Origin of the sequence: Shinella yambaruensis (assembly GCF_050859155.1) — a bacterium.
GTDB classification, from domain to species: domain Bacteria; phylum Pseudomonadota; class Alphaproteobacteria; order Rhizobiales; family Rhizobiaceae; genus Shinella; species Shinella yambaruensis.
Map to the genome: position 1 here is coordinate 1,881,109 of NZ_CP150638.1, position 25,350 is coordinate 1,906,458.

Sequence of the window (25,350 nt, forward strand, 5' to 3'; positions counted from 1 at the left end):
TTCATGGCCAAACCATCCGGTTCGACCTCCATTGCCGTGCATGAAACGGAGCGCGAGCCGTTTTATCGCCGGCTTTTCGCGCGGTCCGGATTCGGTTTCGCCGCACTCGATGCCGAGGGGCGCATCATCGAGGCGAACGGGACGTTCCTGCGGTCCTTCGGCGTCACCTGTCTTTCCGCCCTTCCGCCCTTTCCGGACTGCGTCTCGCCGAGGGACAGCGCCGTCCTTGCCTTTGCGATGCGCCCGAGCCTTGCCGAGCAGGCGCCGTGGGAGCTTCGCCTGCAGCGGCCGGACGGCGGGGAATTCTGGGTTCTGGCGTCCTTCGTCGAGCCCCCGGCCCTGCCCGGCGAAGCCGTCGCGCCCGCCCTTATCGTCCAGATCACGGATGTCGACGAGCGCAAGCGCAACGCGCTCGAGCTGGCGGAGCGGGAAAGCCGCTGGAACCATGCGCTCGAATCCGCCGGCCAGGGTGTCTGGGACCACGATTTCGCGCGCGGCGACCTTTTCTATTCCCGCCAGTGGCGGGCGATCCGCGGCCTGCGGCCGGACGAGCCGATCGATTCGTCCCTGGAGGGCTGGCTCCAGTCCGTGCATCCCGACGACCGGGCGCATGTCCTGGAGGAGATCCGCAAGCAGGAAACCGGCCAGACGCCGTTCAACGTCTTCTGCTATCGCGAGCGCCACAAGGACGGCCGCTGGGTCTGGATCGAGAGCCGCGGCGCCGTCGTCGATTACGGCCCGGACGGCAAGCCGAGCCGCATCGCCGGCACCGACACGGACATAACGGAGCGCAAGGAGGCGGAGGAGCGCCTCGCCCAGATGTCCCGCCGCCTGGAGCTGGCGCTCGACGTGTCGCGCATCGGCGTCTTCGAGGTCAATCTGAGAACCGGCGACGTGCGCTGGGACGACCGCATGATCGAAATGTACGGCCTGACCGAAGAGCCCGACGCAGGCACCTGGGAGCGGGCGCTCCATCCGCAGGATCGGCGCAAGGCGACGGCGCGGGTCAGCGACAGCCTCTTCCAGAGCCAGGATTTCGCCAACGAGTTCCGCATCATCCGCGGCGACGGGCAGATCCGCCACATCCGCGGCCGCGCCGCGCCCTATGTCGACATGACGGGCGTGCCGCACCTCATCGGCGCCAACTGGGACGTCACGGACGACATGCGCCTTCGCGAGGAGCTGCAGCACGCCAAGGACCTGGCGGAGGCGCGCAATGCGGAACTGGAGGCCGCCCGGGCGCGGATCGAATATACCGCCCTGCACGATCACCTGACCGGCCTGCCGAACCGCCGCTTCCTGGACGCCACCATCGAGGCGGCCGCGCAGGAGGCGCGACGAACCGGCAGCCGCCTTGCCGTGCTGCATATCGACCTCGACCGCTTCAAGGAGATCAACGACACGCTCGGGCACCTCGCCGGCGACCAGATGCTCGTCCACGCCGCCGGCGTGCTCAACGATCTGAAAGGCCCCGGTGATTTCGTCGCTCGCATCGGCGGCGACGAGTTCGTCTTCCTGTCGACCGGCTCTGCCGGGCGCAACCTCGCCATGCTCGCCGAGGCGATCGTGTCGGCGATGCGCAAGCCCGTCACCTTCAACGGCCATATCTGCCGCTTCGGCGCGAGCGTCGGCATCGCCAGCCAGTCGGGCGAGGCCATCGATGCCAAGCAGCTCCTCGTCAATGCCGATCTCGCGCTCTATCGCGCCAAGAACCGCGGGCGCAGCCGGCATGAATTCTTCACCAGCGATTTCCAGGCGCAGATCATCGTCAACAAGCAGACGGCCGACGAAATCCTCACCGGCATCGAGCAGCAGCGCTTCCTGCCCTATTACCAGCCGCAGTTCTGCGCCCGCACGCTCGACGTCGTCGGCGTCGAGACGCTGGCGCGCTGGGACCATCCGACCCGCGGCATCCTGGCACCGGACGCCTTCCTGAAGATCGCCGAGGATCTCGACTGCGTCGCGATGATCGACCGGATCGTGCTCGAGAAATCGCTCGCCGACTATGCCGGCTGGCGGGCGCTCGGCCTCGGCATCGAGAAGATCTCGGTCAACGTCTCCTCCAAGCGCCTGCACGACCCGGAGCTCGCGCGCTCGCTGCACACGCTGGCCATCCGCCCGAAATCCCTGTCCTTCGAGCTCCTGGAATCGATCTTCCTCGACGATTGCGACCGCATCGTACTGGAAAACCTGGCCGAGATCCGCAAGCTCGGCATCGATATCGAGATCGACGATTTCGGCACCGGGCATGCCTCGATCGTCAGCCTGATGAAGCTCTCGCCGCGCCGGCTGAAGATCGACCGGCAGCTCGTCAAGCCGGTCAGCCGCTCGCCCGGCCAGCGCAAGCTCGTCGGCACGATCGTCGAGATCGGCCGCTCGCTGAACATCGAGGTCGTCGCCGAAGGCGTCGAGACGCCGGCCCACGTCGCCATCATGCGCGATCTCGGCTGCGACATCCTGCAGGGCTATGCGCTCGCCCGGCCCATGCCGGCGGAGGCCATCGCGGATTTCGTGCGGCGCCAGGAATGGCGCCAGCCGGGCGGCGGCGCACGCGACCTCCAGAACGAGGTGCGCCGGGCCGCCGGCGGCTAGAACGAGAAAAGCCGCCCGGCAAGCCGGACGGCTTTCGATGGTACGGCCTGACGGCGAAAGGCCGCTCAGCCCACTTCGAGCTGCGCGATGGCGACGGCCAGGAGCTCGATCATCTGGACGCGGATTTCGTCCTCGCTGCGGGCGATGCCGGCGGCGTCGAAATCGGCCTTGATCTTTCGCACCACGTCCTCATGGCCGACTTCCTCGAAATCGGCGGCGACAACTTCCTTGGCATAGGCTTCCGCCTCGCCGTCCGTCTTGCCGAGCAGGCCGGCGGCCCACAGGCCGACCAGCTTGTTGCGGCGTGCTTCGGCCCTGAAGCGCAGCTCCTCGTCCAGCGCGAACTTGGCCTCGAAGGCCTTTTCCCGATCCTGCATGCTGGTCATCTATGGCTCCCGTAGATTCTCTGACCCGTTAGGCTTTCCGCCCATAAATCAAAACAACGGCAAAAGTGCAATGCGAACTTTCGTGAGGTCCGAACTTCCCGGAAAACGGGGGATCGGCCGTGACAGCGATTGTTAAACTGCGGCATTTCGTTTATGGGAGCGCAAACGAACGACACCTGCGCGACCCAAGCGCGCCAACAACAGAGACAAAATCCATGAACCGTCGCCGCCGTATCTACGAGGGCAAGGCCAAGATCCTGTACGAGGGCCCCGAGCCGGGCACGCTGATCCAGTTCTTCAAGGATGACGCGACCGCCTTCAACAAGAAGAAGCACGATGTCATCGACGGAAAGGGTGTGCTGAACAACCGGATCTCCGAGTACATCTTCACCCAGCTCAACAAGATGGGCATCCCGACCCACTTCATCCGCCGGCTCAACATGCGCGAGCAGCTGATCAAGGAAGTCGAGATCATCCCGCTGGAAGTGGTCGTGCGCAACGTCGCCGCCGGCTCGCTCTCCAAGCGCCTCGGCATCGAGGAAGGCACCGTGCTGCCGCGCTCGATCATCGAATTCTATTTCAAGGCCGATGCGCTGGAAGACCCCATGGTCTCCGAGGAGCACATCACCGCCTTCGGCTGGGCGAGCCCGCAGGAACTCGACGACATCATGGCGCTCGCCATCCGCGTCAACGACTTCCTCTCCGGCCTCTTCCTCGGCGTCGGCATCCAGCTCGTCGATTTCAAGATCGAGTGCGGCCGCCTCTACGAAGGCGACATGATGCGCATCATCATCGCCGACGAGATCTCGCCGGACAGCTGCCGCCTCTGGGACATCGCCACCCAGGAGAAGATGGACAAGGACCGCTTCCGCCGCGACATGGGGGGCCTCGTCGAAGCCTATCAGGAAGTGGCCCGCCGCCTCGGCATCATCAACGAGAACGAGCCCGTGCGCGGCACCGGCCCGGTTCTGGTGAAGTAACACGCCTTCCAAGGATGGACAGACAGACATGATCAAGGCACGCGTAACGGTTACGCTGAAAAACGGTGTTCTCGACCCGCAGGGCAAGGCGATCGAGGGCGCCCTCGGCAGCCTCGGCTTCGACGGCGTCGGCCAGGTCCGCCAGGGCAAGGTCTTCGATCTGGAGCTCGCGACCGCCGACCGCGCCAAGGCCGAGGCCGACCTCAAGGCCATGTGCGACAAGCTGCTGGCCAACACGGTAATCGAGAACTATACTATCGCCCTCGCCTGACGGTTGAAGGAGACGATCGTGACCGATATTTCTCAGGAACTGATGCTTGAGCTCATGAAGCGCATCCAGTCGGATCTCGCCACGCTCAAGGATGGCCAGAGAGATGTGCGGCAAGATATCGTAAGTCTGCGAAATCACATGCATGTCATGCAAGGAGACATCAACAACCTGCATGGCAGCATGGCGCAGGTATTGACACGCCTCGACCGTATCGAAAACCGCCTCGAACTGCGTGAACTCGCCGAGGCCCAGGCAAGGTTTGAACCCCACCCATGAAGTCCGCCGTCGTCCAACTTCCCGGCCTCAACCGTGACCGCGACATGATCGCGGCGCTGACCAAGATCTCCGGCCAGGCGCCGGTCACCGTCTGGCAGACGGAAACGGAGCTGCCGGATGTCGACCTGATCGTCATCCCGGGCGGTTTCTCCTACGGCGACTACCTGCGCTGCGGGGCGATTGCCGCCCGCATGCCCGTCATGCAGGCGATCAAGGCGAAGGCCGAGGCCGGCGTGAAGGTGCTGGGCGTATGCAACGGTTTCCAGATCCTGCTCGAATCCGGCCTCCTGCCCGGCGCGCTGATGCGCAACGCCTCGCTGAAATTCGTCTGCCGCGAGGTGAAGCTCGAAGTCGCCAATGCCGAGACCGACTTCACCCGCGCCTATGAGAAGGGCCAGGTCATCCGCTGCCCGGTCGCCCATCACGACGGCAACTATTTCGCCGACGCCGAGACGCTGGCCGCCATCGAGGGCAATGGCCAGGTCGTGTTCCGCTATGCGCAAGGCACCAACCCGAACGGCTCGATCAACGACATTGCCGGCGTGATGAACGCAAAGGGCAACGTGCTCGGCCTGATGCCGCACCCGGAAAACCTCATCGAGGCCGCCCATGGCGGTTCCGACGGCCGCGGCCTCTTCGCCTCGGTGCTCGACGTAATCGCCGCTTAACCGGTCGTTGTTATCAAGGGCGCATGTCCGTCCCCGAAAGGCTTTTCATGCGCCCGCTTCTTCCCGCCAAGCTCGTCCTGCCGCTTCTCGCCGCCGCGGCGCTTGCCGCGTGCCAGGCGAAAACCCCGGCGCCGCAGGTCCGTGGCGGCGCCCTGCCGACCATGGAGCGCGTCGCGCTCGCGGCGAACAGCTGCTGGTTCAAGTCGGGCGACCCGGCCTTCAAGGCCTATCGCCTCGCGCCGGAGCTGAACTCCTTCTCCGGCCGCCCGCGCATCCTCGTCGTCCACCGCAATTCGCCGGAATCGCGCCCGCTGCTCGTCGTGCAGGCGGAGGGCAACCCGGCCAGGCTCGATGCCTTCGGCCCGATGATGGGCGAGGCCGTCGGCCCGCGCATCGCGACCGACGTCAAGCGCTGGGCCGCCGGCGGCAAGGGCTGCTGACCCCCGGCCGTCAATCCCAATAGATCGACTTGCGGATTTCCCGCGTCGCCTCGGCACGGCTGACGCCGATGTCGCGGAGCTGTTCGTCCGTCATTTCCACCAGCGCGTGGCGCGTGCGCCGCGTGACGCTCCAGGCGCGGCCTGCGCGCCAGGCGCGATGCAGCATCGCGCGCAGGCCGCCAGGCCTGCCGGATTCTGCCGCGGTGAATATTGTATCGATTGCCATGGTCGTCTCTCCTGAAGCGTCACAAGGCTCTCGTGACAAACGGTGCATTCAGGAAATAATTGACTCTCATTGCGGTGCAATCTAAGAATTGGCACCATGACAAATTGGCTTCCCGATCTCCAGGCCTCCGACGGCCCGCTCTATGTGCGCATTGCCGACCAGATCGAGCAGGCGATCAGCACCGGCGCGCTCGCCTCCGGCAGCAAGCTGCCGCCCCAGCGCAACCTCGCCTACGATATCGGCGTGACCATCGGCACCGTCAGCCGCGCCTATACGATGGTGCGCGAGCGGGGCCTCGTCAGCGGCGAGGTCGGCCGCGGCACCTATGTGCTCGGCTCGAAAGAGGATGCCGATCCGGCGGCCATGGATCCGGTCAGCGCCCGGCTGGTCGGCACCCGCGCGGCGAATGCACCGCCCGGCAAATTGCGCTTCGACACGACGGCCGCCACCGATGTCGGCCAGTCGACCGCGATCACCGACATCCTCACGGACATCTGCCGGGAGCAGGCGAACGAGATCGCCAGCTATACCCGGAATTTCCCGCTGCAATGGCTGGAGGCCGGGCGGCGCTGGTTGAGGCGGGACGACTGGCAGCCGGCGATCGAGAGCATCGTGCCGACGCTCGGCGCCCATGCCGCCGTCATTGCCGCTGTCTCGGTCATCACCGCGCCCGGCGACCGCATCGTCTTCGAGCACGTCACCTATTCGCAGGTGAGCCGCGGCACCGCCCTCATCGGCCGCCAGACGGTGCTCGTCGAATCGGATGCCCACGGCGTGATCCCGGAGGATTTCGAGCGCGTCTGCGTGCAGCAGCATCCCAAGCTCGCCTTCCTGATGTCGTCGGGCCAGAACCCGACGCTCGCCATCATGCCGGAGGATCGCCGCCGCGCCATTGCCGCCATCGCCCGGCGGCACAATGTCTTCCTCATCGAGGACAATCTCTATGGCGGCACGATCGACGCCGGCATTCCGCTCCTCGCCGAAATCGCCCCCGACCGGACCTTCCTTGTCGGGGGCCTCTCGAAGAGCGTGGCGGCGGGCGTGCGCGGCGGCTGGATCGCCTGTCCGCCGCACCTTGCCCAGCGCGTGCGCATCGCCCACAAGATGGTGAGCGGCGGCCTGCCCTACCTGCTCGCCGAGCTCGGCGCCCGGCTGGTGCTGTCGGGCATGGCGGACGCCATCCGCGCGAAGGTCTCCGCGGAAGTCGAGGCACGCGAGGCGCATGCGCGGGAAATCCTCGCGGGGCTCGATTTCAATTCGCACCCCCGCGTGCCCTTCCTCTGGCTGAAGCTGCCGGATCCGTGGCTATCCGGCACGTTCCGCCAGGCGGCCTTCGCCGAGGATATCCTCATCGACGACGAGGACGAGTTCAAGGCCGGCCGGTCGGAGAAGACGTTCTACCGCGTGCGCATCGGCCTGTCCTCGCCGGAGAACCGCGCGGATGTCGCGGCCGGCCTCTTACGGCTGCGCAGCCTCATCGCCCACGGCCCGACGGGTTACGACAGCCCGGCCTGAACAGGCCGTTTCGCCTGTGATTGCGGTCATTTTCCTGTCGCGCTGCCGGGCGGCATAGGTTAAAGAGACCGCAATCCTGCCCTCCACGACAAGACGAGCGACGATGACCATTTCGAACACCCGCCCGATCACCCCGGAGCTGATTGCCGCCCACGGGCTGAAGCCGGATGAATACGACCGCATCCTCTCGCTGATCGGCCGCGAGCCGACCTTCACCGAACTCGGCATCTTCTCGGCCATGTGGAACGAGCACTGCTCGTACAAGTCCTCCAAGCGCTGGCTGCGCACGCTGCCGACCAAGGGACCGCGCGTCATCCAGGGCCCCGGGGAAAATGCCGGCGTGGTCGATATCGACGACGGCGACTGCGTCGTGTTCAAGATGGAGAGCCACAACCACCCGTCCTATATCGAGCCCTATCAGGGCGCGGCGACAGGCGTCGGCGGCATCCTGCGCGACGTCTTCACCATGGGCGCGCGCCCGGTCGCGGCGATGAACGCGCTGCGCTTCGGCGCGCCGGACCATCCGAAGACCCGCCACCTCGTTTCCGGCGTCGTCGCCGGCGTCGGCGGCTACGGCAATTCCTTCGGCGTGCCGACCGTCGGCGGCGAGGTCGAGTTCGACCCCCGCTACAACGGCAACATCCTCGTCAACGCCTTTGCCGCCGGCCTTGCCAAGTCCAACGCGATCTTCCTCTCGGAAGCCAAGGGCGTCGGCCTGCCCGTCGTCTATCTCGGTGCCAAGACCGGCCGCGACGGCGTCGGCGGCGCCACCATGGCCTCCGCGGAATTCGACGAAACGATCGAGGAGAAGCGCCCGACCGTGCAGGTCGGCGACCCCTTCACGGAAAAGTGCCTGCTGGAAGCCTGCCTCGAACTGATGCAGACCGGTGCCGTCATCGCGATCCAGGACATGGGCGCTGCCGGCCTCACTTGCTCGGCCGTCGAAATGGGCGCCAAGGGCGACCTCGGCATTGAACTGAACCTCGATCTCGTGCCGGTTCGCGAAGAACAGATGACGGCGTACGAGATGATGCTGTCGGAAAGCCAGGAGCGCATGCTCATGGTTCTCGAACCCGCCAAGGAAGAGGTCGCCAAGGCGATCTTCGTCAAGTGGGGTCTCGACTTCGCCATTGTCGGCTACACGACCGACGACCTGCGCTTCCGCATCCTGCACCAGGGCGAGGAAGTAGCGAACCTGCCGATCAAGGAATTGGGCGATCAGGCGCCGGAATACGACCGCCCCTGGCGCGAGCCGGGCAAGCCCGCGCCGCTGCCGGCCAACCTCGTCGCCGAACCCGCTGATTACGGCCAGGCCGTGCTGGCGCTGGTCGGCTCGCCGAACCAGTCGAGCCGCCGCTGGGTCTACGAGCAGTACGACACGCTGATCCAGGGCAATTCGCTGCAGATCCCGGGCGGCGATGCCGGCGTCGTGCGCGTCGAAGGCCATGCCACCAAGGCCCTCGCCTTCTCCTCCGACGTGACGCCGCGCTATGTCGAGGCCGATCCGTTCGAGGGCGGCAAGCAGGCCGTCGCCGAATGCTGGCGCAACATCACGGCGACCGGCGCCGAGCCGCTCGCCGCCACCGACAACCTCAACTTCGGCAACCCGGAAAAGCCGGAGATCATGGGCCAGTTCGTCAAGGCCATCCAGGGCATCGGCGAAGCCTGCCGGGCGCTCGATTTCCCGATCGTCTCGGGCAACGTCTCGCTCTACAACGAGACGAACGGCATCGCCATCCTGCCGACCCCGACCATCGCCGGCGTCGGCCTTCTGCCCGACTGGTCCGCCATGGCGAGGATCGGCGGCGCCAGGGACGGCGACCAGCTCGTGCTGATCGGCGTCGACGGCAGCCATCTCGGCCAGTCCGTATACCTGCGCGACGTGCTCGGCCTCGTCGACGGCCCGGCGCCGGAAGTGGACCTCCACGCCGAACGCCGCAACGGCGATTTCGTGCGCTCGGCCATCCGCAACGGCCAGGTCACCGCCTGCCACGACATCTCCTCCGGCGGCCTCGCCGTCGCGCTCGCCGAAATGGCGATGGCCTCCGGCAAGGGCATCAAGGCCAGCCTTTCGCAGGCCAACGGCCCGGCCCATGCGCTGCTCTTCGGTGAAGACCAGGCCCGTTATGTGCTGGCCGTCCCGGCCGATCTCGCCAACTTCCTGTGCGCCAATGCGGAGGGTGCAGGCGTGCCGTTCCGCCGCCTCGGCACCGTCGGCGGCGATGCGCTCGTGGTGGACGGCCTGCTGTCGCTGCCGATTGAACAATTGCGCGACACCCATGAATCGTGGTTCCCTGACTTCATGGACGGCAACGGCACCGCCGCTGCCGCCGCGGAATAAGATAAGGGAGCAGTTCACATGCCTATGTCACCCGGCGATATCGAAGACATGATCAAATCCGGCATTCCCGGAGCGAAGGTGGTCATCCGCGATCTTGCCGGCGACGGCGATCACTACGCCGCCGAAGTTGTCGCGGAAGCCTTCCGCGGCAAGACCCGCGTGCAGCAGCACCAGATGGTCTACGATGCGCTGAAGGGCAATATGGGCGGCATCCTGCACGCCCTCGCCCTGCAGACCTCGATCCCGGATTGACCGATCCATGGCCGATCTCATCAAGGAGCTCGTCAGCGGCGTGGTCGATGCAGCCCTCAAGGAGGTGCTGAAGAAGACCGGCGTGCGCAAGGCCTCGACGAAGCGCACGCGCCGCAAGACGACGACGCGCAGGAAGGCGTCCGGCGGGCTCCTCGGTGACATCCTCGAGGCCGTGCTGAAGCCGGAAAAGAAACCGGCGAAGCGCCCGCGCAAACAGGTGAGCCGCCGTCGCACGGCGGCAAGCCGCAGCCGCCAGCGCAGCCGCTGATCGGAAAAATTCAACCAAGTCAAGAATAGGGCGGATTGCAGAGTGCCTCCAGTCACCGCTTCCGCATCCGGCGGTCAGCCGGATTTCCTCCTTGTTGTCGGTGGGTATATCGTCGCTGTCACAGTCGCCTCCGCGGTCGTGGTTGCAGCGCTTGACATGGTGGCTGGAGGCGTCAATTCAACATTTTTCTCAGCTTTCTTTATGGGCTGCGCATATACGTTTGCCTATGCACTTCCCGGATTCATCGCTACTGTCATGATCGCCCGCTATTTCCGTTTGCGGGCATGGCTCTTCTTCACCGTCGCTGGCGGCCTTGACGGTATTGTGGCTTTGTGGATTTTGGACCGCCCGGGGGCGGGACCGAGTGATGACTTTATTCTCATGGTTATCGCTGGCGGTTTGGCTGGTGGCCTGGCCTACAGACTAATTGCATATCGACGGGGTGGCGCTGCCGGCTGAAGCGCAGCTGCGCATTTTTTCTAATGGGCTTCTGGCAATTGTCACCCGAGGTTGTTATCTAGGGCAAACGGATCATCGCATCGGCCCTTGAAGCCGATTTGCCAAGGAAGACTGCTATGAGTGGCATCCACGATTTCATCGACAACGAAGTGAAGACCAACGACGTTGTCCTCTTCATGAAGGGCACGCCCGAATTCCCGCAGTGTGGGTTCTCCGGCCAGGTCGTGCAGATCCTCGACTACGTGGGCGTGGGCTACAAGGGCATCAACGTGCTCGCCGACGCCGACATCCGTCAGGGCATCAAGGACTATTCCAACTGGCCGACCATCCCGCAGCTTTACGTGAAGGGCGAGTTCGTCGGCGGTTGCGACATCGTGCGCGAGATGTTCCAGTCGGGCGAATTGCAGTCGCATCTTCAGGAACAGGGTATTTCGATCAAGGGCGCTGCCTGACGCTTAACGGTCTTCCCAAGGCCCCAAAGCTTTTCAAAGGCGCCGCATCCCAGCGGCGCCTTCTCTCTTTTTCATGGAATATATAGATTATGTCTGGACTTTCCCCTGAATCGGCCCAGCGCCTCAAAGGCATGGGCAAGATGGAATTCATTGCGCTCATGGCGCTGCTGATGGCGCTCAATGCGCTCGCCATCGACATCATGCTGCCCGGCCTGCAGGAAATCGGCGCCAGCCTCGGCGTCGAGAACGAGAACCACCGGCAATATGTCATTTCCGCCTACCTGATCGGCTTTGCGCTCGCGCAGCTCATCTACGGTCCGGTGTCCGACCGCTTCGGCCGCCGTGCGCCCATGTTCGTCGGCCTTGCCATCTATGTCGTGTCGTCGCTCGCCGCGATCCTCGTGCCGAGCTTCGCCGCGCTTCTGGCGCTGCGCTTCATCCAGGGCATCGGCTCGGCCGCCATGCGCGTCATCACCGTCTCGATCGTCCGCGACATTTTCGGCGGCCGCGCGATGGCGGAAGCGATGTCGCTCATCATGATGGTGTTCATGGTCGTTCCGGTGCTGGCGCCGGGCACAGGCCAGATCGTCATGCTGTTCGGCGACTGGCATCTCATCTTCGTCTTCATGGCGGTGATGGCCGCCGTGATCTGGGCCTGGATGTATTTCCGCCTGCCGGAAACTCTGCATCCCGAAGACGTGCGGCCCTTCACGGTGCGCTCGGTCCTCGGCGGCTTCCGCATCGTCCTGACGGACCGCGTGGCGCTCTGCTACACGCTCGCCAGCACCTTCATCTTCGGCGCGTTGTTCGGCTTCATCAACTCGGCGCAGCAGATCTATGTCGGCATCTACGGGCTCGGCGTCTGGTTCCCGGTCGCCTTTGCCGGCGTTGCCGCCTTCATGGCCCTGTCGTCCTTCGTCAATGCCCGGCTGGTCGGCCGGTTCGGCATGCGGCGGCTGTCGCATGGCGCGCTCCTCGGCTTCCTCGGCGTCAATGCGTTCTGGCTGCTGCTGACGCTGGTCTGGGCACCGCACCTGCCGTTCGCGATCTTCATCGTGCTCTTCGCGCTGTCGATGTTCCAGTTCGGCTGGATCGGCTCGAACTTCAACTCGCTCGCCATGGAGCCGCTCGGCCACGTCGCCGGCACGGCCTCCTCGGTGCTCGGCTTCATGGGCACGGCCGGCGGCACGGTCCTCGGCGCCATCATCGGCCAGGCCTTCAACGGCACGGCGCTGCCGCTCGTCATGGGCTTCTTCGTGCTCTCGGTCATCGGCCTCGTCTTCGTGTTGATCGCCGAGCGCGGCAAGCTGTTCCAGCCGCATAACAAGCCGGTTTGAGGGAAAGCGTCGTCGCTCTCCTCCAGCCGCCCAGCGTGAGAAAGGCACTTGCCCTCACCTCCAGCCGAACCGCTCGCGAGGAAGGCGCCTTACCTCCCCTCCGTCATGGTCGGGCTTGACCCGACCATCCAGGCCCAGGGGGCCGCGTGGATCCTCGGGTCGAGCCCGAGGATGACGAAAGCAGAAGGTTGCGGACAAACAAAAGGCCCGGCTGCGGATGCAGCCGGGCCTTTTTCATCGATGATCAAGCCGCCTCAATCAACAAAGACTTCGCGGCGCAGCATCTCCCAGCTGTCCTTGTCCGGCGCGACCAGGAGGCCGCCCTCGACATGGTGCGGCTTGTAGGCCGAGCCGTCGAAGCGCGCGGCATAGGCGCCGGCCTCCTCGGCGATCAGCGTGCCGGCGAGGTGGTCCCAGGGCATCAGCTTGTTGTACATCAGGTAATGCAGGTGGCCGCCGGCAAGGGTGCGGTATTCGTGCGCCGCGCAGCGATAGTTGGAGACGAAGGCCACCTTGGCGAGGTTCGACAGGATGCGCGCCCGGCGCGCCCGGTCGAGGAAGCTGGTCGAGGCCATGCCGGTCATCGCTTCGAGCGGCGCGCCGCCCCGCGTCTTCAGCCGCACGGCCGGGCGGTGATCGCCGGTCTGCCACGCGCCGCCGCCCTTTTCCGCCATGACGAAGTCGTCGCCCATCGGGTCGTAGATGATGCCGCCGACCGTCTCGCCGCCGGAGACGATCGCCGCCATGACACCGAAGAGCGGCACGCCGGCGGCGAAGTTGAAGGTGCCGTCGATCGGGTCGACGACGATCGCGACGTCCGCATCCTTGAGCTTCGGCAGCAGCGCCGGATCGGCCGCGACCGATTCCTCGCCGACGAACAGAACACCCGGAAACTGCGCCGCGACTTCCCGGCTGATGAAGCGCTCGGCCGCCTCGTCGGCTTCCGTCACCAGGTCGTTGGCATCCGCCTTGGTGCGGATGTCGCCCTTGGCGAGCGCGCGGAAGCGCGGGCGGATTTCCGCCTCGGCCGCCTGTGCAAGCACGAGGGCGAGGGCATTGATGTCAATCGTCGTCATGGGGCCTTACCGTTTCGAGGGAGGAGAAATCGAAAAGCTTCGGGTCGAGAAGATGGGACGGGTTGGTATGGCCGAGCGCGCGCAGCATGGCGTCCTTGCGGCCCGGCATGCGCGTCTCGATCTCCGCCAGCATCGCCTTCATCGCATTGCGCTGCAGGCCGTCCTGCGAGCCGCAGAGGTCGCAGGGGATGATCGGGAACCGCATGGCGGCGGCGAATTTGGCAAGATCGTCCTCCGCCGCATAGGCGAGCGGACGCAGCAGCATGACGTCGCCCTCGTCGTTCAGGAGTTTTGGCGGCATGGCGGCGAGCCGCCCGCCGTGGAAGAAGTTCATGAAGAAGGTTTCAAGGATATCCTCGCGGTGGTGGCCGAGCACCAGCGCATCGCAGCCCTCTTCCCGGGCGATGCGATAGAGATTGCCGCGCCTCAGCCGCGAGCAGAGCGAACAATAGGTCGCCCCCGACGGCACCTTCTCCTTCACGATCGAATAGGTGTCGCGATATTCGATCCGGTGCCTGACGCCGATGGATTTCAGGTAATCCGGCAGGATGTGCTTCGGAAAATTCGGCTGACCCTGGTCGAGATTGCAGGCGACGAGCTCCACCGGCAAAAGGCCGCGCCATTGCAGGTCCATCAGCAGGGCGAGCAGGCCGTAGCTGTCCTTGCCGCCGGAAAGGCCGACGAGCCAGCGCTTCTGGCCCTTCAGCATGGCGAAATCGTCCATCGCCTGCCGGACCTGCCGCAGCAGGCGCTTGCGCAGCTTGTTGAAGGAGACGCTTGAGGGCGCGTCCGCAAAGAGCGGATGGCGGCCGGTATCCGGTGCGTCGTCGTCGGTATCAGCAAAGGCCAGGGTCGTAGATGCCGTCATGGGCCTGCAATGCCCCGAACCGGCCGCACAATCAAGCCCCGAAGACAGACCAGCCGGTGCGCGCCGCCAGCATTTCCAGCGCCAGCGAGCCGATGAGCGAATTGCCGTTCTCGTTCAGCCCCGGCGACCAGACGGCGACCGAGGCCTTTCCCGGCGCGACGGCCAGGATCCCGCCGCCGACGCCGCTCTTGCCCGGCAGGCCGACGCGGTAGGCGAAGTCGCCCGAGCCGTCATAGTGGCCGCAGGTCAGCATGAGTGCGTTGATACGCCGCGCCCGAAGATGCGAGACGACGCGGTGGCCGGTCAAAGGGTTGGTGCCGCTGTTGGCGAGGAACAGCCCCGCCTTGGCGAGCTGCCGGCAGCTCATCGCCAGCGCGCATTGATGGAAATAGACGCCGAGCACCAGTTCCGCCGCATGGTCGAGCTTGCCGAAGGAGCGCATGAAATTGGCGAGCGCAAAGTTGCGGAAGCCCGTCGCCTGCTCCGAGCGTGCCACGGCCTGGTCGATGATGATGTCGTCCTCGTCCGCGAGATAGCGCAGGAACCGCACGATCTCGCCGATCGCCTCCTTCGGCGTATGGCCGGCGAGCACGAGGTCGGTGATGGCGATCGCCCCGGCATTGATGAAGGGATTGCGCGGGATGCCGCCCTCGTGCTCGAGCTGGACGATGGAGTTGAAGGCCGAGCCAGACGGTTCGCGGCCGACCCGCTTCCAGATCGCCTCGCCATGCTTGCCGAGGGCGAGCGTGAGGGTGAAGACCTTGGAAATGCTCTGGATGGAAAAGGCCTCGTCCGCGTCGCCGGCAAGGTGCACCGCGCCGTCGACCGTCACCACGGCGATGCCGAACTTCTTCGGATCCACATGGGCAAGCTGCGGAATATAGTCCGCCACCCTGCCCTCGCCGCACCGTGGCGACAGGCGCGCGTGGATCTCCTCGACAATGCCCTGCAAGTCCGTCATCCCGTTCCCCCGAAACGAAAAAGCCGCCAATCTCTTGGCGACTCAGACTGGCTGGCAAAGTCCCGAACCCCTCTCCTCCGTCATGCTCGGGCTTGACCCGAGCATCCATAAACCGTTGAGAAGGTTGGATCCTCGGCTCAAGGCCGAGGATAACGGCGGTGGGTGGCAAGGCTTGCCGGCAACCTGAGCCGCCAATCTCTTGGCGGCTTTTCCCGATTGCGCAAGGTGTCGCCCGCGAATTAACGCGAGTAGAATTCGACGACCAGGTGCGGTTCCATGATGACGGCATAGGGCACGTCGGAGAGAACCGGAACGCGAACGAAGGTCGCGGTCATCTTGTTGTGGTCGGCTTCGATATAGTCCGGAACGTCGCGTTCAGCCAGACCGACGGATTCGAGAACCGTGACGAGCTGCTTGGACTTTTCCTTGACTTCGATGACGTCGCCCGGCTTGCAGCGGTAGGAACCGATGTTGACGCGCACGCCGTTGACCTTGACGTGGCCATGGTTGACGAACTGACGGGCAGCGAAGACCGTCGGAACGAACTTGGCGCGGTAGACGATCGCGTCGAGGCGCGATTCGAGCAGGCCGATCAGGTTCTCCGGGGTGTCGCCCTTGCGGCGCTCGGCTTCGGCGAAGATCGCGCGGAACTGCTTCTCGCGGATATCGCCGTAGTAACCCTTCAGCTTCTGCTTGGCGCGGAGCTGGACACCGAAGTCCGAAAGCTTGGACTTGCGGCGCTGGCCGTGCTGGCCCGGGCCGTATTCGCGGCGGTTGACCGGGGACTTCGGGCGGCCCCAGATGTTCTCGCCCATGCGGCGGTCGATTTTGTACTTGGATGCAGCGCGCTTGCTCATCGCATTTCCTCTTGGTCTTGTTATGCCGGGCCAATGACGGACCGGCTGAAGGAAACACGCCCTCCTCTGAACCTTTCGGGTTCCGACAGGCTTCTCACGATCGCGACCGGAGAATCCACGGGACATGTCAAATGAAACACCGGACATTTCTGCCCGGCGCTGGCGGGGTCATTAGGGGAATTTTACAGGACTGTCAACGAGCAAGGCCCGGAAAATCCGCCTATTCCGCCGCATCGCGGTGGGAATCGGCAAGGTCCGGCCCGTTGGCGTCGCCCGGCAGCGTCTCGCAGCCGAGGTCCGGGAAGGCGACGATGCGGTGGCCGGCAAGATCGCTGTGCACGACCACCAGCCCCTGCTCCTCGAAATAGCCGAGCAGCCGGCGCGCCCGACGGGCCGAATGCGTGCCGTAGGCCCGCGCGATCCGGGCATCCGAGGGGCAGGATAGCCCGCGCACCGCGGCCTGCGCGACGAGCAGGAACACGCCCTGCAGGTCCTCGGTGACACTGCGGGAAAGGTCGAGCGCCCTGCCCCAGATTTCCGTCGCCGCTGTCTCGGCATCGACGCCGGAGCGCGCGACCGCCATCTTGCGGCGGAAGGCGGGAAGCGACAGCGGCGCGCCCGGCACGCGGCGGATGCGGCAGCGCACCAGGAAATCCTGGAACAGTTCCGCATCGGCCCGAAAGGCCGCATCGGGATTGCCGAGGATTTCGGCGAGCGCCTGGTCGAGCAGGCCTTCCCGCTCCTCGGGGGAGATTTCCGGCACCGGGGCCTTCGCCTCCGCCTGTACCGGCTCCGGCCGCGCGCGGGACAGTTCGGCGAGGATGTCCGTCGTCGGGCGCGGCGCCGGCGGCGCGCGGCGAACGAGCGGGCGGGAAAACTCGTCCGGATCGGGCGTGAAGATCAGGTCTTCCACGTCCGGCAGTGCATCCGGCAGCGGCATCAGCTTGGGGCTGGTCGAGCGCGCGGAGGTCTCGACCGCGCCGATCGTCACCGGCAGGGGGCGGCGCGACAGCGCCGGGCCGAGCGCGACGAAGGAACCGCGCGGCAGGTCGCGGAACATCTCCGCCTGCCGGCGGTCAAGCCCGAGCAGGTCGGCAGCACGCGCCATGTCGATGTCGAGGAAGGTGCGGCCCATCAGGAAGTTGGAGGCCTCGGCCGCGACGTTCTTGGCAAGCTTGGCGAGGCGCTGCGTGGCGATGACGCCGGCAAGGCCGCGCTTGCGGCCGCGGCACATCAGGTTGGTCATCGCGCCGAGCGACAGTTTTCGCGCCTCTTCGGAGACCTCGCCGCTGACGGCGGGCGCGAAAAGCTGCGCCTCGTCGACGACGACGAGCACCGGATACCAGAAGTCCCGGTCCGCATCGAACAGCGCGTTCAAGAAGATGCCGGCCGCCCGCATCTGCTCGTCGGCCTCAAGGCCCTCCAGCGAGAGCACGCAGGAGACGCGGTGCTGGCGGATGCGGTTGGCGATGCCGACGAGTTCGGCTTCCGTGCGCTCGCCATCGACCACGACATGGCCGAAGCGGTCGGAAAGCGTGACGAAATCCCCTTCGGGATCGATGATGACCTGCTGGACCCATTGCGCGGACTGTTCGAGCAGGCGCCGCAGGAGATGCGACTTCCCCGAGCCCGAATTGCCCTGCACGAGCAGGCGCGTCGCCAGCAGTTCCTCGATATCGAGCCTGGCCGGTGCGCCGCCCTGCACCGTTCCCATGTCGATGCCGACCTTCATCCCGTTCCTCGTTCCAAAATTCCTGATTCGCCGGCCGCCACCGGATATCCGGCAAGCCCTAACACGAAACAAGCGCCCGTCACGCCCGGCTTCTTGAAAAAATCCACAGGGAAAGCCGCATCAGACCACCCGAAGCCCGAAACCCTGCATCAGGCGGCACGTCGAGAAGTCTGGCTTGCCGGAGGTGAACACGGCGATGTCCTCGCCCGGGGCGAGGGTTTCCAGCGGGGGCACGAGGCGGCAGGCTTGACGGGCGATGGCTTCGGCGGGGTCGAGCCAGTCGACCGGCCAGGGGGCGAGCTTGCGGAAAAGGTTGGCCATGAAGGGATAATGCGTGCAGGCGAGCACGACGATATCCGTCTTGCGGCCGTCCTCGTCGACGAAGCAGGGCACGATCTCGGCGCGCACGGCCGCGTCGGAGAAAGTCTCGCCGCGGATATAGGCCTCGGCCATGCGGGCGAGGTTCTCCGAGCCGACGAGGCGCACGTCGCACTGGCTGGCGAAGGACTGGATGAGATCGCGCGTATAGGCGCGCTTCACCGTGCCGGGCGTGGCCAGCACCGAGACGAGGCCGGAACGCGTGCGCTCGGCGGCGGGCTTTATCGCGGGCACGGTGCCGACGAAGGGCATGTGGGGGAATGCGGCACGCAGGTCCGCGCCCACCAGCGTGAAGGCCGTGTTGCAGGCGATGACGCAGACTTCCGGGTCGTGCTCGGCGAGCAGTTTCCCGAAGAGATCGATGATATGCGCCTTCAGCGCCGGCTCTTCCCAGCCGCCATAGGGAAAGCCGGCATCGTCGGCCACATAGGTGAAGTGCCGCTCGGGCATCAGCACGCGCGCCTCGCGCAGGACGGTCAGGCCGCCGATACCGCTGTCGAACATCAGGATGGGTCTGGCCGACGCCTGTTCCGGAAAGGGCCTATGCGTCGTCACGGGGCACCTTGGGCCGGCGGTTGCGGGTGCGGTTCGGGTTGGTCGCGCCGCGCGGCGATTCGCGGGTGAAGCGATCGAGGCAGGAGATGATGCCGCGCATGACCTGGATCTCCGTGCCGGTGAAGGAAGGACGCGTCAGGATGGCGCGCAGGTTCTCAACCAGCTTGGGCTTTTTTTCGGCGGGCCGGAAATAGCCGCGCGCCTCCAGCGTTTCCTCCACATGGTCGAAGAGGCCCTGCAGCTCCTCCTTCTTCGCCGGGCGCTGCGGCAGCGCGTCGAAGGGCGTGTCCTTGACGGAGGCAAGGCCGCTCTTCATCCACTCGTAGCTCATGAGGAGCACGGCCTGGGCGAGGTTGAGCGAGGCGAAGGCGGGGTTGACCGGGAAGGTCACCAGTTCGTCGGCGAGCGCGATTTCCTCGTTGGTGAGGCCCGTGCGTTCGCGGCCGAAGAGGATGCCGGTCTTCTGTCCGGCGCGGAAGCGCACGCGCAGGTCGTCGGCGGCGACGACCGGCGAGCGGACCTCCTTGTAGCCGTAGCGGTCGCGCGCGGTCGTCGCATAGACGAATTCGAGATCGGCGACGGCCGCTTCCAGCGACGGATAGACCTTCGCCGCCTCGATGACATGGTCGGCCTTGCTGGCGGCGGAGATCGCCTTCTCGCTCGGCCAGCCGTCGCGCGGATTGACGAGGCGCAGTTCGGCCAGGCCGAAATTCGCCATGGCGCGCGCCACCATGCCGATATTCTCGCCGAGTTGCGGATGAACGAGGATGATCGCCGGTCCCTCGGCGATCAGCGTGCGTTCGCTGTTCGTGCCTGCCATGCCCAAATATCCCTGGAAAGTTCGGGCTTCACTGGCACAATAAGCGGCAAATGAAAAGCATGAAGCCGCTCATTCGGGGGATTCGGCGGCGCTGCCGTTGCCGCCATTGGCGCCGGCCTCGGCGATCTCCACCATTTCCTTCTTCAGGGAGGCGCCCTCCTCGAAGCTCGGGCGCTCGATGTCGTCGATGACCGCCCGGCCGTCCTCCTCGATCATCTTGAAGACCAGCGTTTCCGGCTGCCAGCCGGCAGGCCGCTCGCCGAAGCAATGGCTGTTGTCGAAGGTCACGGTCACGTCTTCCGCGCCGTTCGCCAGTTGCCCCTCGGTGGTCGTCACGTCCTTCAGCGCGCAGCTGTCCTGGCCGCCGATCACCGGATCGTAGTCGAAGGGCGAATCGCCGTCGTCATAGGCCGGGAACTTCGCCGCCGCCTTGTATTTCGCAACGAAATCCTTGCTGTAGAGGCGCTTCAGGAAATCCTCGGAGAAGTAGTCCGTATAGGGCGGCGGCGTGTCGGTGTCGGTGTCCTCGCCCAGGTCCTGCCAGTTGACCGTCGCGGCCGCCATGACCTCCGAAACGGGCGCCTTGAAATCGGCGGCTGCAACGGAAACGGGAAGCAAAAGGGCGAGCGCCACGAGGCCGAAACGCGACATCATATTCTCCACTGGATGACGGCGGGCCGGAACGGGCCGCCAAAGAGCCTTCCTGAAACGGAATTTTGGCGAAACTTATTCTCAACGCCGGCGAAAATAAACCGTCTCGGCGATTGGTCGGCTTTGCCTTCCCGGCCACGAATGCTATAGGGCCAAACGTTCCTTTCAAGTCCACGATCCGGGGCGCAAGGCCCCGACAAAACACGAGGCTCTCCATGGCAAAGATCAAGGTCGCCAACCCCGTCGTCGAACTCGACGGCGACGAGATGACGCGCATCATCTGGCAGTTCATCAAGGACAAGCTGATCCATCCTTACCTGGATATCGACCTCGAATATTACGACCTCGGCATGGAGAACCGCGACGCCACCGACGATCAGGTGACGATCGACGCGGCCAACGCCATCAAGAAGCACGGCGTCGGCGTCAAGTGCGCCACCATCACGCCGGACGAGGCCCGCGTCGAGGAATTCAAGCTGAAGAAGATGTGGAAGTCGCCGAACGGCACGATCCGCAACATCCTCGGCGGCGTCATCTTCCGCGAGCCGATCATCTGCAAGAACGTGCCGCGCCTCGTTCCGGGCTGGACCAAGCCGATCATCGTCGGCCGCCACGCCTTCGGCGACCAGTACCGCGCCACCGACTTCAAGTTCCCCGGCAAGGGCAAGCTGACGATGAAGTTCGTCGGCGAGGACGGCAAGGAGATCGAATACGACGTGTTCGACGCCCCCTCCGCCGGTGTCGCCATGGGCATGTACAACCTCGACGATTCGATCACCGAATTCGCCCGCGCGTCGTTCAACTACGGCCTGCAGCGCAAGGTGCCGGTGTATCTCTCGACCAAGAACACCATCCTCAAGGTCTATGACGGCCGCTTCAAGGACATCTTCCAGCAGGTCTTCGACGCCGAGTTCGCTGAAAAGTTCAAGGAAGCCAAGATCTGGTACGAACACCGCCTGATCGACGACATGGTCGCCTCGGCGCTGAAATGGTCCGGCGGCTATGTCTGGGCGTGCAAGAACTACGACGGCGACGTTCAGTCCGACATCGTGGCCCAGGGCTTCGGCTCGCTCGGCCTGATGACCTCGGTCCTCATGACGCCGGACGGCAAGACCGTCGAAGCCGAAGCCGCGCACGGCACGGTGACGCGCCACTACCGCCAGCACCAGAAGGGCGAGGAAACCTCGACCAACTCGATCGCCTCGATCTTCGCCTGGACGCGCGGCCTTGCCCATCGCGCCAAGCTGGATGGCAATGCGGAGCTGGCGAAGTTCTCCGAGACGCTGGAACGCGTCTGCGTCGAGACTGTCGAATCGGGCTTCATGACCAAGGACCTCGCGCTCCTCATCGGCCCCGACCAGCCGTGGCTCTCCACCACCGGCTTCCTCGACAAGATCGACGAGAACCTCCAGAAGGCCATGGCGGCCTGATCCAGCAAGACCACGGAAAGCCCGGCCAAGCGCCGGGCTTTTTCGTTGCGGCCTCTTGCGGCAGGGCCCGTGTGCCCTATCCTCCCGGCCGGTTTGCAAGAGGAGGACGGCATGGCCGAGGAACTGGTTTTCTATAGCAACCCGATGTCGCGCGGGCGCATCGCCCGCTGGATGCTGGAGGAGGTCGGCGCGCCCTATCGCACCGAATGGCTGACCTTCGACGGCTCGATGAAATCGCCGGAATTCCTGGCGATCAACCCGATGGGCAAGGTGCCGACCATCCGCCACGGCCGGACCGTGGTGACGGAGGCGGCGGCGATCTGCGCCTATCTCGCCGATGCCTTCCCCGAAGCCGGCCTCGCCCCGCCGCCTGAAAAGCGCGGCGATTACTACCGCTGGCTCTTCTTCGCCGCCGGTCCGCTGGAAATGGCGGTCTCGCTGAAGGCCTTCGGCATCGAGGTTCCCAGGGAGCGCGAGCGCAGCATCGGCTGCGGCAGCTATGACGCGGTCATGGGCGCCCTGTCGCTGGCCGTCACGCGCTGTCCCTACATCGCCGGCGACAATTTCACCGCCGCCGATGTCTATGTCGGCGCCCATATCAGCTGGGGCCTGCAATTCGGCTCGCTGGAGCCCCGGCCGGAATTCAAGGCCTATTGGGATCGCCTGAAGGAGCGGCCGGCCAGCAAGCGCGCGACCGCGATCGACGACGAGGAGATGCACCGCCAGCTTCAGGCGGCGAAGGGTTAGGGCGGGCTTACCGCCCGCCCCTGCCGTTCAGGCCGCGGCTTCGGCCGCCGGCTGGAGCGGCAGGCAGATTTCCGTCAGAAGCGCGTTCGGCGCAACCTCGCGCGGATTGTTGAGATAGGCCTCGAACATCACCTCGTCGCGAATCGAGCGTCCCGAGGCCGGCAGCCATGTGCCGTAGAGCCAGCGATAGGCCGCGCCCATATCGGCATAGGGGCCCTGGTGGCGCAGCACCGCATAGTCGCCGCCCGCCAGCGTGCGGCGCTCGAGCGGCGCCTCGGCGGGAATGTTCGCATCCGCCGTCACGCAGGCGAAGGAGCGAAGCTCCTCCTCCGCCACGAGATCGGGATCGTCGAGGAAGACGCCGATCATGCGCATGTCCGGCCGGAAGAGGTTGCGGGAGAAGAGCGCGCCATGCAGCGCCTCGAAGGCCTTGCCGATGCCCATGTAGGAACCGGAATGGGCAACGGCGATCAGCGTCTGCTCGGGAATGGTGCGGATGGTCACGTCGAACATGCGGGAGCACTCCTTGTCGTTCTCGGGTTCGTAGGCGCGATGGGAGCCTTCCTTGCGGTAGCGTGCCGGCGGCATGCCATAGGCAGCCGCGAAGGTACGCGTGAAGGACTGGAGGTTGGCGTACCCCCATCGCGCGGCAATGTCCCGGACGGAGCGGTCGCTGCGCACCAGATCGCCCGCCGCACGGTGCAGACGCAGCCGGCGGACGGTTGCCGCCAGCGTCTCGTTGTGCACGGCGCGGTAGACGCGGTGCCAGTGATGGGCGGAAAGGCAGGCGATCTCCGACAGCCGGTCGAGGTCGAGATCCTCTTCCAGGTGCTCGTGAATATAGGCGGAAACCCGCAGCAGGCGTTTCTCATAGGCCGCCCAGATCCCGCTCTCGCTCATGCCGCTTCCCTCTCGCCGGAACGCATTCAACCAAGCACGGAGCGATTTCACAAATCCTGCGCTTCTGTCATGCCCTGCAATTTCTGCATAGCCTTGCCTTGTGCCATTGCAAAAACGGGCGACTCGGCGTGAGATGCCCCCGCCGGCCCTCCCTTACTCCATCCTCCGGCCTTCCGAGGCACCCATGACCGATACCTTGACGCCGAAGCTCGCCAGCGTTTTCGCGGAGGGCTATGGCCCCGCGCGGTTCAAGGCCGATGCGCTGGCCGGCCTCACGGTGGCGATCGTCGCGCTGCCGCTGTCCATGGCGATCGCCATCGCCTCCGGCGTCACGCCGGATCGCGGCCTCTACACCGCCATCATCGGCGGGTTCCTCGTTTCCGCGCTCGGCGGCAGCCGCTTCCAGGTCGGCGGGCCGGCCGGCGCCTTCATCGTGCTCGTCTCGGCCACGGTCGCCCGCCACGGCGTCGAGGGCCTGCTGGTCGCCACGCTGCTCTCCGGCCTCATGCTCGCGCTGGCCGGCTATCTCAGGCTCGGCAAGTACATCAAGTTCATCCCCTATCCCGTGACGGTCGGCTTCACGGCCGGCATCGCCGTCATCATCTTCGCCAGCCAGATCGGCGAACTGTTCGGCCTGAAGCTGGACGGGCGCGAGCCGGGGCCGATCGTCGAGAAGCTCGAGGCGCTCTGGGCCGCCCGGCCCAGCTTCAATCCGGCCGCCTTCGGCGTCGCCGGGCTCACCATCGCCGTCATCCTGCTGTTGCGCCGCTTCCGCCCGAGCTGGCCGAACCTGCTCATCGCCGTCACCGTCGCCTCGTTCGCCACCGCGCTTCTCGCCCTGCCGGCGGACACGATCGGCACCCGCTTCAACGGCATCCCCCGTGGCCTGCCCCTGCCGGCGCTGCCGTCCTTCTCCCCCGAGCTCGTGCTCGCCGTCCTGCCGGACGCCGTCGCCTTCACGCTGCTCGGCGCCATCGAATCGCTGCTCTCGGCCGTCGTCGCCGACGGCATGACGGGGCGCAGGCACCGCTCCAGCATGGAGCTTGTCGCCCAGGGGGTCGCCAATGTCGGCTCGGCGCTCTTCGGCGGCATCTGCGTGACGGGCACCATCGCCCGCACCGCCACGAACGTGCGCTCCGGCGCCACCAGCCCGGTCTCCGGCATGCTGCACGCGGTCTTCCTGCTGCTCTTCATGCTCGTCGCTGCGCCGCTCGCCAGCTATATCCCACTCGCCGCGCTCGCCGGCGTGCTGGCGGTCGTCGCGTTCAACATGGTGGAGCGTCCGGCCATCGCCGCCCTCTTCCGCTCCTCGCGCGGCGATGCGGCGGTACTCGTCGTCACCTTCTTGCTGGTCGTCTTCCGCGACCTGACGGAGGGCATCGTCGTCGGCTTCCTGCTCGGCGCGGTGCTGTTCATCGACCGCATGGGCAAGTCCGTCGACATCCGCGAGGAGACGGTGCCGCGCGTCGTACGGGCGATCGAGAATGCCGGCGAGGACAGCGGCCTGCCCGAGCGGCCGGTCGCCGGCGACGATCCGGATACGGTGATCTACCGCATCAGCGGCGTCTTCTTCTTCGGCGCGGCGGCCAGCGTCGGCTCCGTGCTCGACCGCATCGCCGACCAGCGGCGCAACTTCGTGCTCGACTGCGCCGACGTGCCCCTGCTCGATTCCACCGCCGCCAGCGTCATCGAGGGCCTGGTGCGCAAGGCCGAGCGGGCCGGCGTGCGCGTCTTCATCACGGGCCTGAAGCCTGACATGCGCCGCATGCTGGAAGCCCACGAGCTGCACGCCCCGCGCGTCACCTTCACGGCCACCGTGGACGCCGCCATGGGCGAGATCGCGGCGGCCACGCGCTGAAACCGCGCCGGAGGGGCGCGAACGGCTCTCCGTCCGGTGCTTGTCATGCAAAGG

At 65.8% G+C, this 25,350-nt stretch carries 27 protein-coding genes; 16 read left to right on the forward strand and 11 right to left on the reverse strand.

Annotated elements, in window-relative coordinates; genetic code table 11:
- Positions 1-3 precede the first annotated feature (3 nt).
- Positions 4-2,592 (forward strand): sensor domain-containing protein, encoded by a 2,589-nt coding sequence (locus WMC41_RS09330; RefSeq protein WP_432347816.1) that lies wholly within the window; start codon positions 4-6, stop codon positions 2,590-2,592.
- A gap of 65 nt (positions 2,593-2,657) precedes the next feature.
- On the opposite strand, the gene WMC41_RS09335 is transcribed toward WMC41_RS09330, so the two are convergent.
- Positions 2,658-2,978, reverse strand: a complete 321-nt coding sequence (locus WMC41_RS09335; RefSeq protein ID WP_244765443.1) for a DUF1476 domain-containing protein — start codon at positions 2,976-2,978, stop codon at positions 2,658-2,660.
- A 215-nt stretch (positions 2,979-3,193) separates the two neighbouring features.
- Between WMC41_RS09335 and purC the strand changes: the two genes are divergently transcribed.
- Genes purC through WMC41_RS09360 form a run of 5 tightly spaced genes read left to right on the forward strand, consistent with a single transcriptional unit; the run spans position 3,194 to position 5,613 of the window.
- Positions 3,194-3,958, forward strand: coding sequence for a phosphoribosylaminoimidazolesuccinocarboxamide synthase (gene purC / locus WMC41_RS09340; protein WP_064330132.1), 765 nt, complete (start codon positions 3,194-3,196; stop codon positions 3,956-3,958).
- A 28-nt stretch (positions 3,959-3,986) separates the two neighbouring features.
- Complete coding sequence (purS, locus tag WMC41_RS09345) at positions 3,987-4,229, forward strand: phosphoribosylformylglycinamidine synthase subunit PurS (RefSeq protein ID WP_023517061.1); 243 nt, start codon at positions 3,987-3,989, stop codon at positions 4,227-4,229.
- A gap of 18 nt (positions 4,230-4,247) precedes the next feature.
- Positions 4,248-4,505, forward strand: a complete 258-nt coding sequence (locus WMC41_RS09350) for a hypothetical protein (protein ID WP_272805487.1) — start codon at positions 4,248-4,250, stop codon at positions 4,503-4,505.
- Positions 4,502-5,173 carry a phosphoribosylformylglycinamidine synthase subunit PurQ gene (gene purQ, locus WMC41_RS09355; protein WP_432347819.1) on the forward strand — a complete coding sequence of 224 codons (672 nt, stop codon included), beginning with the start codon at positions 4,502-4,504 and terminating at the stop codon, positions 5,171-5,173. Before WMC41_RS09350 ends, purQ begins: the two co-directional genes overlap by 4 nt.
- A gap of 47 nt (positions 5,174-5,220) precedes the next feature.
- Entirely contained in the window at positions 5,221-5,613 is a 393-nt protein-coding gene (locus tag WMC41_RS09360; RefSeq protein ID WP_244765440.1) for a hypothetical protein, read from the forward strand.
- Between the two features lie 10 nt (positions 5,614-5,623).
- Here WMC41_RS09360 and WMC41_RS09365 read toward each other — a convergent pair whose 3' ends face one another.
- Positions 5,624-5,839 carry a DUF1127 domain-containing protein gene (locus WMC41_RS09365; protein WP_244765439.1) on the reverse strand — a complete coding sequence of 72 codons (216 nt, stop codon included), beginning with the start codon at positions 5,837-5,839 and terminating at the stop codon, positions 5,624-5,626.
- Positions 5,840-5,935: 96 nt separating this feature from the next.
- Here WMC41_RS09365 and WMC41_RS09370 point away from each other — a divergent pair, with 96 nt between their 5' ends.
- The 7 genes from WMC41_RS09370 to WMC41_RS09400 all read left to right on the forward strand — a co-directional run bounded on the left by WMC41_RS09370 (position 5,936) and on the right by WMC41_RS09400 (position 12,463).
- Positions 5,936-7,354 carry a PLP-dependent aminotransferase family protein gene (locus WMC41_RS09370; RefSeq protein ID WP_432347821.1) on the forward strand — a complete coding sequence of 473 codons (1,419 nt, stop codon included), beginning with the start codon at positions 5,936-5,938 and terminating at the stop codon, positions 7,352-7,354.
- 103 nt (positions 7,355-7,457) lie between these two features.
- On the forward strand, positions 7,458-9,695 hold the full coding sequence (purL, locus tag WMC41_RS09375) for a phosphoribosylformylglycinamidine synthase subunit PurL (protein WP_432347823.1): 2,238 nt from the start codon (positions 7,458-7,460) through the stop codon (positions 9,693-9,695).
- A gap of 18 nt (positions 9,696-9,713) precedes the next feature.
- On the forward strand, positions 9,714-9,947 hold the full coding sequence (locus WMC41_RS09380; protein WP_064330139.1) for a BolA/IbaG family iron-sulfur metabolism protein: 234 nt from the start codon (positions 9,714-9,716) through the stop codon (positions 9,945-9,947).
- Between the two features lie 7 nt (positions 9,948-9,954).
- Positions 9,955-10,215 (forward strand): hypothetical protein, encoded by a 261-nt coding sequence (locus WMC41_RS09385; protein WP_432347824.1) that lies wholly within the window; start codon positions 9,955-9,957, stop codon positions 10,213-10,215.
- Between the two features lie 42 nt (positions 10,216-10,257).
- The gene (locus WMC41_RS09390) at positions 10,258-10,674 is read left to right on the forward strand and encodes a hypothetical protein (RefSeq protein WP_432347826.1); all 417 of its coding nucleotides are present in this window, start codon (positions 10,258-10,260) and stop codon (positions 10,672-10,674) included.
- Positions 10,675-10,790: 116 nt separating this feature from the next.
- Positions 10,791-11,126 (forward strand): Grx4 family monothiol glutaredoxin, encoded by a 336-nt coding sequence (grxD, locus tag WMC41_RS09395; RefSeq protein WP_244765434.1) that lies wholly within the window; start codon positions 10,791-10,793, stop codon positions 11,124-11,126.
- Between the two features lie 131 nt (positions 11,127-11,257).
- Positions 11,258-12,463: a multidrug effflux MFS transporter gene (locus tag WMC41_RS09400; protein WP_244765986.1), complete on the forward strand. Its 1,206-nt coding sequence runs from the start codon at positions 11,258-11,260 to the stop codon at positions 12,461-12,463.
- Between the two features lie 254 nt (positions 12,464-12,717).
- Here the strand turns inward: WMC41_RS09400 and WMC41_RS09405 are convergent, their stop codons facing one another.
- The 8 genes from WMC41_RS09405 to WMC41_RS09440 form a co-directional block, all read right to left on the reverse strand.
- Positions 12,718-13,539: an inositol monophosphatase family protein gene (locus tag WMC41_RS09405; protein WP_244765433.1), complete on the reverse strand. Its 822-nt coding sequence runs from the start codon at positions 13,537-13,539 to the stop codon at positions 12,718-12,720.
- Positions 13,526-14,407: a tRNA 2-thiocytidine(32) synthetase TtcA gene (gene ttcA / locus WMC41_RS09410; RefSeq protein WP_244765432.1), complete on the reverse strand. Its 882-nt coding sequence runs from the start codon at positions 14,405-14,407 to the stop codon at positions 13,526-13,528. The genes WMC41_RS09405 and ttcA overlap by 14 nt, the downstream gene beginning before the upstream one ends.
- Positions 14,408-14,438: 31 nt before the next feature.
- Entirely contained in the window at positions 14,439-15,368 is a 930-nt protein-coding gene (locus WMC41_RS09415; protein ID WP_432347829.1) for a glutaminase, read from the reverse strand.
- A 239-nt stretch (positions 15,369-15,607) separates the two neighbouring features.
- Positions 15,608-16,225: a 30S ribosomal protein S4 gene (gene rpsD, locus WMC41_RS09420; protein ID WP_244765430.1), complete on the reverse strand. Its 618-nt coding sequence runs from the start codon at positions 16,223-16,225 to the stop codon at positions 15,608-15,610.
- A 220-nt stretch (positions 16,226-16,445) separates the two neighbouring features.
- Positions 16,446-17,957, reverse strand: a complete 1,512-nt coding sequence (locus WMC41_RS09425) for a helicase HerA domain-containing protein (protein ID WP_432347831.1) — start codon at positions 17,955-17,957, stop codon at positions 16,446-16,448.
- Positions 17,958-18,077: 120 nt separating this feature from the next.
- Complete coding sequence (murI, locus tag WMC41_RS09430; protein ID WP_432347832.1) at positions 18,078-18,839, reverse strand: glutamate racemase; 762 nt, start codon at positions 18,837-18,839, stop codon at positions 18,078-18,080.
- Positions 18,840-18,876: 37 nt separating this feature from the next.
- Positions 18,877-19,710 carry an RNA methyltransferase gene (locus tag WMC41_RS09435; protein WP_244765428.1) on the reverse strand — a complete coding sequence of 278 codons (834 nt, stop codon included), beginning with the start codon at positions 19,708-19,710 and terminating at the stop codon, positions 18,877-18,879.
- 69 nt (positions 19,711-19,779) lie between these two features.
- Complete coding sequence (locus tag WMC41_RS09440) at positions 19,780-20,361, reverse strand: hypothetical protein (RefSeq protein WP_244765427.1); 582 nt, start codon at positions 20,359-20,361, stop codon at positions 19,780-19,782.
- 215 nt (positions 20,362-20,576) lie between these two features.
- Between WMC41_RS09440 and WMC41_RS09445 the strand changes: the two genes are divergently transcribed.
- Together WMC41_RS09445 and WMC41_RS09450 are read left to right on the forward strand one after the other, a co-directional pair.
- Complete coding sequence (locus tag WMC41_RS09445) at positions 20,577-21,791, forward strand: NADP-dependent isocitrate dehydrogenase (RefSeq protein ID WP_244765426.1); 1,215 nt, start codon at positions 20,577-20,579, stop codon at positions 21,789-21,791.
- A gap of 111 nt (positions 21,792-21,902) precedes the next feature.
- Entirely contained in the window at positions 21,903-22,538 is a 636-nt protein-coding gene (locus tag WMC41_RS09450; RefSeq protein WP_432347833.1) for a glutathione S-transferase family protein, read from the forward strand.
- 27 nt (positions 22,539-22,565) lie between these two features.
- On the opposite strand, the gene WMC41_RS09455 is transcribed toward WMC41_RS09450, so the two are convergent.
- Complete coding sequence (locus tag WMC41_RS09455; protein ID WP_432347834.1) at positions 22,566-23,438, reverse strand: AraC family transcriptional regulator; 873 nt, start codon at positions 23,436-23,438, stop codon at positions 22,566-22,568.
- Between the two features lie 184 nt (positions 23,439-23,622).
- Here WMC41_RS09455 and WMC41_RS09460 point away from each other — a divergent pair, with 184 nt between their 5' ends.
- Positions 23,623-25,296, forward strand: coding sequence for a SulP family inorganic anion transporter (locus tag WMC41_RS09460; protein WP_272805503.1), 1,674 nt, complete (start codon positions 23,623-23,625; stop codon positions 25,294-25,296).
- The last annotated feature ends 54 nt before the right edge of the window (positions 25,297-25,350 follow it).

Coding starts and splice junctions, on each gene's coding strand:
- WMC41_RS09435 (WP_244765428.1), bottom strand. CDS start 19,710: ATGGCAGGCACGAACAGCGAACGCACGCTGATCGCCGAGGGACCGGCG.
- rpsD (WP_244765430.1), bottom strand. CDS start 16,225: ATGAGCAAGCGCGCTGCATCCAAGTACAAAATCGACCGCCGCATGGGC.
- WMC41_RS09425 (WP_432347831.1), bottom strand. CDS start 17,957: ATGAAGGTCGGCATCGACATGGGAACGGTGCAGGGCGGCGCACCGGCC.
- WMC41_RS09365 (WP_244765439.1), bottom strand. CDS start 5,839: ATGGCAATCGATACAATATTCACCGCGGCAGAATCCGGCAGGCCTGGC.
- WMC41_RS09400 (WP_244765986.1), top strand. CDS start 11,258: ATGGGCAAGATGGAATTCATTGCGCTCATGGCGCTGCTGATGGCGCTC.
- WMC41_RS09330 (WP_432347816.1), top strand. CDS start 4: ATGGCCAAACCATCCGGTTCGACCTCCATTGCCGTGCATGAAACGGAG.
- WMC41_RS09445 (WP_244765426.1), top strand. CDS start 20,577: ATGGCAAAGATCAAGGTCGCCAACCCCGTCGTCGAACTCGACGGCGAC.
- WMC41_RS09335 (WP_244765443.1), bottom strand. CDS start 2,978: ATGACCAGCATGCAGGATCGGGAAAAGGCCTTCGAGGCCAAGTTCGCG.
- WMC41_RS09460 (WP_272805503.1), top strand. CDS start 23,623: ATGACCGATACCTTGACGCCGAAGCTCGCCAGCGTTTTCGCGGAGGGC.
- murI (WP_432347832.1), bottom strand. CDS start 18,839: ATGTTCGACAGCGGTATCGGCGGCCTGACCGTCCTGCGCGAGGCGCGC.
- WMC41_RS09440 (WP_244765427.1), bottom strand. CDS start 20,361: ATGTCGCGTTTCGGCCTCGTGGCGCTCGCCCTTTTGCTTCCCGTTTCC.
- WMC41_RS09360 (WP_244765440.1), top strand. CDS start 5,221: ATGCGCCCGCTTCTTCCCGCCAAGCTCGTCCTGCCGCTTCTCGCCGCC.
- WMC41_RS09385 (WP_432347824.1), top strand. CDS start 9,955: ATGGCCGATCTCATCAAGGAGCTCGTCAGCGGCGTGGTCGATGCAGCC.
- ttcA (WP_244765432.1), bottom strand. CDS start 14,407: ATGACGGCATCTACGACCCTGGCCTTTGCTGATACCGACGACGACGCA.
- purQ (WP_432347819.1), top strand. CDS start 4,502: ATGAAGTCCGCCGTCGTCCAACTTCCCGGCCTCAACCGTGACCGCGAC.
- WMC41_RS09370 (WP_432347821.1), top strand. CDS start 5,936: ATGACAAATTGGCTTCCCGATCTCCAGGCCTCCGACGGCCCGCTCTAT.
- purS (WP_023517061.1), top strand. CDS start 3,987: ATGATCAAGGCACGCGTAACGGTTACGCTGAAAAACGGTGTTCTCGAC.
- purL (WP_432347823.1), top strand. CDS start 7,458: ATGACCATTTCGAACACCCGCCCGATCACCCCGGAGCTGATTGCCGCC.
- purC (WP_064330132.1), top strand. CDS start 3,194: ATGAACCGTCGCCGCCGTATCTACGAGGGCAAGGCCAAGATCCTGTAC.
- WMC41_RS09415 (WP_432347829.1), bottom strand. CDS start 15,368: ATGACGGACTTGCAGGGCATTGTCGAGGAGATCCACGCGCGCCTGTCG.
- WMC41_RS09450 (WP_432347833.1), top strand. CDS start 21,903: ATGGCCGAGGAACTGGTTTTCTATAGCAACCCGATGTCGCGCGGGCGC.
- WMC41_RS09455 (WP_432347834.1), bottom strand. CDS start 23,438: ATGAGCGAGAGCGGGATCTGGGCGGCCTATGAGAAACGCCTGCTGCGG.
- grxD (WP_244765434.1), top strand. CDS start 10,791: ATGAGTGGCATCCACGATTTCATCGACAACGAAGTGAAGACCAACGAC.
- WMC41_RS09405 (WP_244765433.1), bottom strand. CDS start 13,539: ATGACGACGATTGACATCAATGCCCTCGCCCTCGTGCTTGCACAGGCG.
- WMC41_RS09380 (WP_064330139.1), top strand. CDS start 9,714: ATGCCTATGTCACCCGGCGATATCGAAGACATGATCAAATCCGGCATT.